This window comes from Halobacillus massiliensis (assembly GCF_900166625.1).
Lineage (GTDB): Bacteria > Bacillota > Bacilli > Bacillales > Halobacillaceae > Halobacillus_A > Halobacillus_A massiliensis.
In genome coordinates, this window is sequence record NZ_LT800499.1 from 4229136 (window position 1) to 4235394 (window position 6259).

Below are 6259 nucleotides of genomic sequence, written 5' to 3' on the forward strand. Positions count from 1 at the left end.
TTATTCGTTTTTTTCTAATAGTAATCTTTCTCTAATGAGAGAAGCTCGACGGATATCGCGCTCAGATGGTGTGAGAGACTCCTTAGCATACTGCTGCAGGAACCCTGGCTGTGTTAAAACCATGAGTTCATTCAGGATTGTCTTAGGAATATTATCAATGAACCCTAAATCAATTCCCAGTCTAAGATCAGATAAGCATTTAGCGGCCTCTTTAGACTCTATGATTCGACTGTGCTTCAAAACACCAAAGGATCGAAAAACTCTATCCTCAAGCTGCATTCCTGATCGCTGCATTAAAGTCTGACGGGCTTTTCTTTCCTGATCAATTAACTGCCTTACTACACTATGAAGGTCTTCCACGATATCTTCTTCAGACTTGCCAAGCGTGATCTGGTTAGAAATCTGAAATAAATTGCCTAATGCTTCGCTTCCTTCTCCATATATACCGCGAACGACTAATCCTAACTGATTGATTGCCGGGGTCATCCGGGTAATCTGCTGTGTCATAGTTAAAGCAGGGAGGTGCATCATGACGGAAGCTCTCATTCCCGTACCAACGTTAGTCGGGCAGGCTGTTAAATAACCTCTGTTTTCATCAAAGGCATAATCGACTTTTTCCTCGAGCCAGTCGTCTAACTGTGACGCCTGCTCTAATGCCCGGTCCAGCTGAAAGCCAGGAAAATAAAGCTGAATTCGTATATGGTCTTCTTCATTTATCATAATGGACACTTGTTCATTTTGTGATATTAAAGATGCTGAATGCTTCGATTGTTCAATTAAGTGCGGGCTGACTAAATGCTTTTCAACAAGCACCCTTTTTTCGGTAGGCTGCAAATCACTCATCTGCACAACTTCAAAGTTTTCATAATCTCTAAAAGATTTTCCTGCAAACCCATCTTTAAAAATGTTCAGTACTTCTTCTAAGCGCTCTTCGTCAGCGATAATCGGAAACGGATACTTTTGCAGGTTACGGGCCAGACGGATCCGACTGCTTAAAACAATGTCGCTGTCCGGGCCCTCCTGGTTCATCCAAGGGCTGATGGCTTCATTCATAAATTGTTCAAGGGACATTATTCTTCATCCCCTTTCTCCTGATGAAGCTGCTGCTCTAATGATCTTATCTTATCTCTAAGCTGAGCAGCCTGTTCAAATTCTTCCTGTTCAATCATTTGGCGCAGGCCGGTTTTAAGCTCATCGACCTGTTTCTTCAAATGTAAGTTGCCGCCTTCACGCTTTGGTATTTTCCCATGATGATGGGTATTTCCGCTATGGACCCGTTTGAAGATCGGATCCAGTCTTTCATCAAACGTTTTATAACAATCCGCACAGCCAAACTTACCAATCTTTGCAAACTGTTGATACGTTAATCCACAGGATGGACATTGCAATTGTACTGACTGTGTTTTATAAGGTTTGGATTGCTGGTTTTTATAAGATATTTGAGAATCGTAATTAAATAATCCGGATAATAAGTCATTAAGAGTGAATGAATCCTCTTTTTCATTCATATAACCCTTTTCTTTGGCACAGTGCTCACAGACATGAATCTCTGTTTTCTCGCCGTTAATAACCTGAGTTAAATGAACGGTTGCAGGGCGCTTATGGCATCTCTGGCAATCCATATGATCTACCTCCTCACCTAGCTTTTGTACTTAAGGGTGAAAAGCATCGCGGTCAAAATTCGTGAACGGAGCTCATCCCTTAGAGGAAGCGGGAATGCAAGAACCTCACGCTCCATCACACTCGCCATTAACTTCGCTTCACGCTCACTTATGTTTCCATTTTCGAGAAGACGTTCAATGATATCGAGTGACACAGATTGAGCAACCTCAGGCTGTATAAGCTTGACAATATCATCAATCATCTGGGATTCGGATCGATGTTTAACGCGGCGGATTCGAATATAGCCTCCGCCTCCACGTTTACTTTCAACCATATACCCCTTTTCCACAGTGAAGCGAGTTTTAATCACGTAATTGATCTGAGAAGGAACACATTGAAATTTTTCAGCAATCTCGCTCCGTTTAATTTCAATACTTCCGTGACGATTTTCATCCAAAATCTTCTTTAGATGCTCTTCAATGATGTCGGATATATTCCGCATTTTCCCTCCCCCTCTTTTGACTTTGACTATCTTTGACCTTAATTTTATTATACTCATTTTTACTGCATACGCAACTATAATGTTTTCATATACAAGAGTAATCTTTCCCTAAAAATCTCCTTCCTAAAACAAAAAAGCTATACGAATTCTTTCGCATAGCTTTGACTATTTTTTACTCGACACTCTTTGCACTTTCGGAACAGCGGAGAGTTTTTCGATCAAACCCGTTTCATCAAACTGCTGGTCACGGTCCGAATGGACAAAGACTTTTTTTCGTTGATCTTTAGTCACTTCAATTTCGACTTTTTTCACCAAAAGTTTCTCATTATCAAAAATCGTCAGAATGTCACTGACTTTCCCATCTGCTTGCAATACAATTACATAAGTATTTTTAGAGTAATGGCTCACATACTTTTTTTCGATATTGTTTAAGAAGATAAGACTCAGTAAAACAAGAGCGGTTGCTACAATAGCCACTCCATACATACCGGCTCCTACCACAAGCCCCAGACCTGCGACTGTCCAAATAGAAGCTGCCGTTGTTAATCCGCGAATTGTCATTCCATTTACAATAATAGTCCCTGCACCGAGAAAACCAATGCCGCTGATGACATAGGAAGGGATACGAGCAGGATCAAACCGTACATTATCGTACTCTTCAATAAAGTTTTCAAATCCATAAAGAGAGAGCAGCATCATTAAACAAGAACCCATTCCCACTAAAATATGAGTCCGAAAACCAGCGGAATGGTTTTTAAGTTCGCGTTCGAATCCAATTATTCCAGCCAAAGCTAAAGCAGCCATCATCCTTATAAAAAATACATCAAGGTTTTCCAGCCACATATAAGTTTGTTCCATGCTCTCCCACCTTTCTATTTAAAGGGTATGTATAAATATATCAAAAAAACCGAAAGCTTATGCTTTCGGTTAATCTTATGGACGAGGCAGCGTCCTACTCTCACGGGGATAAACCCGACTACCATCGGCGCTGAAGAGCTTAACTGCTGTGTTCGGCATGGGAACAGGTGTGACCTCTTCGCTATCGCCACCTCATCGTATGAAGGGTAAACCTTCAAAACTGGATAAGACTGCTTTCTATCAAACCACGAAAGAATTAAAAGATAAGTCATCGATTGATTAGTATCTGTCAGCTCCACGTGTCACCACGCGTCCACTTCAGACCTATCGACCTCATCGTCTCTGAGGAATCTTACTAACTTATAGTTAGGGGAAATCTCATCTCAAGGGGGGCTTCATGCTTAGATGCTTTCAGCACTTATCCCGTCCACACGTAGCTACCCAGCGATGCTCCTGGCGGAACAACTGGTACACCAGCGGTGTGTCCATCCCGGTCCTCTCGTACTAAGGACAGCTCCTTTCAGATTTCCAACGCCCACGACGGATAGGGACCGAACTGTCTCACGACGTTCTGAACCCAGCTCGCGTACCGCTTTAATGGGCGAACAGCCCAACCCTTGGGACCGACTACAGCCCCAGGATGCGATGAGCCGACATCGAGGTGCCAAACCTCCCCGTCGATGTGGACTCTTGGGGGAGATAAGCCTGTTATCCCCGGGGTAGCTTTTATCCGTTGAGCGACGGCCCTTCCATACGGTACCGCCGGATCACTAAGCCCGACTTTCGTCCCTGCTCGACTTGTAGGTCTCGCAGTCAAGCTCCCTTGTGCCTTTACACTCTGCGAATGATTTCCAACCATTCTGAGGGAACCTTTGGGCGCCTCCGTTACTCTTTGGGAGGCGACCGCCCCAGTCAAACTGCCCACCTGACACTGTCTCCGGACCGGATCACGGTCCTGGGTTAGAATGTCCGTACAGCCAGGGTGGTATCCCACCAGCGCCTCCACCGAAGCTAGCGCTCCGGCTTCTCAGGCTCCCACCTATCCTGTACAAGCTGTACCAACATTCAATATCAGGCTACAGTAAAGCTCCACGGGGTCTTTCCGTCCTGTCGCGGGTAATGCGCATCTTCACGCATAGTATAATTTCACCGGGTCTCTCGTTGAGACAGTGCCCAAGTCGTTGCACCTTTCGTGCGGGTCGGAACTTACCCGACAAGGAATTTCGCTACCTTAGGACCGTTATAGTTACGGCCGCCGTTTACTGGGGCTTCGGTTCAACGCTTCGCCTTACGGCTAACGCATCCCCTTAACCTTCCAGCACCGGGCAGGTGTCAGCCCCTATACTTCGCCTTACGGCTTCGCAGAGACCTGTGTTTTTGGTAAACAGTCGCTTGGGCCTTTTCACTGCGGCTCCTCGGCAGAGGAGCACCCCTTCTCCCGAAGTTACGGGGTCATTTTGCCGAGTTCCTTAACGAGAGTTCTCCCGCTCACCTTAGGATTCTCTCCTCGCCTACCTGTGTTGGTTTGCGGTACGGGCGCCATCCTTCCTCGCTAGAGGCTTTTCTTGGCAGTGTGAAATCCGGAGCTTCGGTACTCAATTTCCCTCCCCATCACAGCTCGACGTTGCCGGACGGATTTTCCTATTCCGACCGTCTTGCTGCTTGGACGCACGCTTCCAATGGTGCGCTCTCCTTATCCTCCTGCGTCCCCCCATCACTCAAATGGAAGGAAGGCGGTACAGGAATATCCACCTGTTGTCCATCGCCTACGCCTTTCGGCCTCGGCTTAGGTCCCGACTAACCCTGAGAGGACGAGCCTTCCTCAGGAAACCTTAGGCTTTCGGTGAAAGAGATTCTCACTCTTTTTTCGCTACTCATACCGGCATTCTCACTTCTAAGCGCTCCACCAGTCCTTACGGTCTGACTTCACAGCCCTTAGAACGCTCTCCTACCATTGATCCATCCGGATCAATCCGCAGCTTCGGTGGTGTGTTTAGCCCCGGTATATTTTCGGCGCGGAGTCACTCGACCAGTGAGCTATTACGCACTCTTTGAATGGTGGCTGCTTCTAAGCCAACATCCTGGTTGTCTAAGCAACTCCACATCCTTTTCCACTTAACACACACTTAGGGACCTTAGCTGGCGGTCTGGGCTGTTTCCCTCTCGACCATGAACCTTATCACCCATGGTCTGACTCCCAGAACAAAGTCTCTGGCATTCGGAGTTTGACTGAATTCGGTAACCCGGTAGGGGCCCCTCGTCCAATCAGTGCTCTACCTCCAGGACTTTCTATTCTGAGGCTAGCCCTAAAGCTATTTCGGAGAGAACCAGCTATCTCCGTGTTCGATTGGCATTTCACCCCTACCCACACCTCATCCCCGCAATTTTCAACTTGCGTGGGTTCGGGCCTCCAGTCAGTGTTACCTGACCTTCACCCTGGACATGGGTAGATCACACGGTTTCGGGTCTACGACCGCATACTATATTCGCCCTATTCAGACTCGCTTTCGCTGCGGCTCCGCTTCTCATCAGCTTAACCTTGCATACGGTCGTAACTCGCCGGTTCATTCTACAAAAGGCACGCCGTCACCCATCAATGGGCTCCGACTACTTGTAGGCACACGGTTTCAGGATCTCTTTCACTCCCCTTCCGGGGTGCTTTTCACCTTTCCCTCACGGTACTGGTTCGCTATCGGTCACTAGGGAGTATTTAGCCTTGGGAGATGGTCCTCCCGGATTCCGACGGAATTCCTCGTGTTCCGCCGTACTCAGGATCCACTCCGGAGAAGAAAGGATGTCGATTACGGGGCTGTTACCCTCTCTGGCGGATCTTTCCAGATCGCTTCGTCTATCCTCTCTCTTTGTAACTCCAAAGGAGTGTCCTACAACCCCAGAAAGCAAGCTTTCTGGTTTGGGCTGATTCCGTTTCGCTCGCCGCTACTTGGGAAATCGCATTTGCTTTCTCTTCCTCCGGGTAATGAGATGTTTCAGTTCCCCGGGTCTGCCGTCCAACGCCTATGTATTCAGCGAAGGATGCTGTTCCATTACGAACAGCGGGTTTCCCCATTCGGAAATCCTGGGATCCAAGCTTACTTACAGCTCCCCCAGGCATATCGGTGTTAGTCCCGTCCTTCATCGGCTCCTAGTGCCAAGGCATCCACCGTGCGCCCTTATTCACTTAACTTTCATCTTCGTGAAAAGACTTTTTCTTACGTTGGTTTGATGTCTTGTCATATCTTATCCAGTTTTCAAGGTTCACAAGTTTGAGAGTTTGATCTCTCAAAACTGAACAACCAA

General features: G+C 47.0%; 4 protein-coding genes and 2 rRNA genes. All 6 read right to left on the bottom strand.

Annotated features, from left to right (window positions below):
* The 6 genes from mcsB to B7E06_RS21125 all read right to left on the bottom strand — a co-directional run bounded on the left by mcsB (nucleotide 1) and on the right by B7E06_RS21125 (nucleotide 6146).
* Complete coding sequence (mcsB, locus tag B7E06_RS21100) at nucleotides 1–1071, bottom strand: protein-arginine kinase McsB (protein ID WP_082235798.1); 1071 nt, start codon at nucleotides 1069–1071, stop codon at nucleotides 1–3.
* Nucleotides 1071–1622 (bottom strand): protein-arginine kinase activator protein McsA, encoded by a 552-nt coding sequence (gene mcsA, locus B7E06_RS21105; protein ID WP_082235799.1) that lies wholly within the window; start codon nucleotides 1620–1622, stop codon nucleotides 1071–1073. The genes mcsB and mcsA overlap by 1 nt, the downstream gene beginning before the upstream one ends.
* A 17-nt stretch (nucleotides 1623–1639) precedes the next feature.
* Complete coding sequence (locus tag B7E06_RS21110; protein WP_082235800.1) at nucleotides 1640–2104, bottom strand: CtsR family transcriptional regulator; 465 nt, start codon at nucleotides 2102–2104, stop codon at nucleotides 1640–1642.
* A gap of 165 nt (nucleotides 2105–2269) precedes the next feature.
* Nucleotides 2270–2962, bottom strand: a complete 693-nt coding sequence (locus B7E06_RS21115; RefSeq protein WP_082235801.1) for an MgtC/SapB family protein — start codon at nucleotides 2960–2962, stop codon at nucleotides 2270–2272.
* 81 nt (nucleotides 2963–3043) lie between these two features.
* A 5S ribosomal RNA gene (rrf, locus tag B7E06_RS21120) occupies nucleotides 3044–3157 on the bottom strand.
* Nucleotides 3158–3221: 64 nt separating this feature from the next.
* A 23S ribosomal RNA gene (locus B7E06_RS21125) occupies nucleotides 3222–6146 on the bottom strand.
* Between the last annotated feature and the right edge of the window lie 113 nt (nucleotides 6147–6259).

Excerpts from the sequence above, each read along its gene's own strand:
- mcsB (WP_082235798.1), bottom strand. The coding sequence starts at position 1,071 with ATGTCCCTTGAACAATTTATGAATGAAGCCATCAGCCCTTGGATGAAC.
- mcsA (WP_082235799.1), bottom strand. The coding sequence starts at position 1,622 with ATGGATTGCCAGAGATGCCATAAGCGCCCTGCAACCGTTCATTTAACT.
- B7E06_RS21110 (WP_082235800.1), bottom strand. The coding sequence starts at position 2,104 with ATGCGGAATATATCCGACATCATTGAAGAGCATCTAAAGAAGATTTTG.
- B7E06_RS21115 (WP_082235801.1), bottom strand. The coding sequence starts at position 2,962 with ATGGAACAAACTTATATGTGGCTGGAAAACCTTGATGTATTTTTTATA.